Genomic DNA, 1,239 nt, shown 5'->3' on the forward strand with positions numbered 1-1,239 from the left:
CTGGGACGGAGCGCCGCCGGAGCCGGACTGGGCGGCCGGGCTGGCCCGGCCGATCACCGGCGAGCAGAGCAGCGGCGACGGGTACGCGGTGCGCGAGGTGGACGGCCGTCGCCAGGTGCTGGTCTCCGACGGCCTCGGCCACGGGCCACTGGCCGCCGCCGCGACCGGGGCCGCCGTGTCCGCGTTCCGCTCGGCGCCGGACGGGCCGCCGGACGTCGTGGTGCGGCACCTGCACGCCGCCATGTCGCACACCCGGGGCGCGGCGCTCGCGGTGGCCGAACCGGATCCCGCCGCCGGACTGCTCCGCTTCGCCGGCCTGGGCAACATCGCCGCGATGATCGTCGCGCCGGGCGAGCGGCGGCGCGGGCTCGTCTCGCTGCCGGGCATCGCCGGGCACCAGCGTCCGGCGATCCGCGGGTACGACTACCCCTTTTCGCATGACTCCACCCTGGTCATGCACAGTGACGGGGTGGTGGATCGCTGGGACCTGGACGACTACCCCGGGCTGGCCGGGCGCAACCCGTTGCTGGCGGCCGCGACGCTCCTGCGTGACGCCGGCATCCGTCGCGACGACGCCTGCGTGCTGGTCGCGCGGGGGGCGGCATGACCGAACCCCTTCTGCACCTCGCGCTCCGGGTCGAGCAGGACATCTTTCTGGTTCGGCAGCGCGGCCGCGAGGTGGCCGCGGCGGTCGGGCTGGAACACCAGGACCAGGTGCGGATCGCCACCGCGCTCAGCGAGGTGGCCCGGGAGTTGTTGAGCGGCGCCGACGGCGCGGACGTCATGTTCGCTCTCGACCGGGACGCCGTGGGCCGCCGGATCCTCCAGGTCGACCTGTCGCCGTTGCGTCCACTGCCAGGCGGCCGGTACGAGCCGAAGTCCGGCGCCGTCGCGCGTCTGGTGGACACGTTGCAGGTCGTGGCCGTCGAGGGCGATACCGTCGTGTGGATGTCCAGACGGGTGCCCGACCACGCCGAGGAGCTGACGCCGGAACGCGCCGGCCGGCTCCGGGCCGAGCTGGCCGAGCGTGCTCCGGGCTCCGCGCTGGACGAGCTGGCCGCGCAGAACTCCCAGCTCGTCGCGGCCCTCGACGAGGTACGCAGCCAGCGCGACGAGCTGGCGGTGCTCAACTCCGAACTGCAGGAGACCAACCGGGGCGTGATGGCGCTCTACAACCAGCTCACCGAGGAGCTGGAGGAGACCAACCGGGGCGTGGTGGCGCTCTACGCCGAGCTGGAG

Annotated in this window: 1 protein-coding gene and 1 pseudogene; both read left to right on the forward strand. The window is 74.3% G+C overall.

Features of this window, described 5'->3' with window-relative positions:
* Positions 1–607: SpoIIE family protein phosphatase (locus AB0L34_RS34030; protein WP_363709784.1), on the forward strand; the 607-nt coding region annotated here is incomplete at its 5' end.
* A pseudogene (locus AB0L34_RS34035) lies at positions 604–1,239 on the forward strand (sensor histidine kinase); the annotation flags it as partial. The gene AB0L34_RS34030 and the pseudogene AB0L34_RS34035, both read left to right, overlap by 4 nt.

This window comes from Micromonospora sp. NPDC052213 (assembly GCF_040679695.1).
Classification (GTDB): Bacteria; Actinomycetota; Actinomycetes; order Mycobacteriales; family Micromonosporaceae; genus Micromonospora.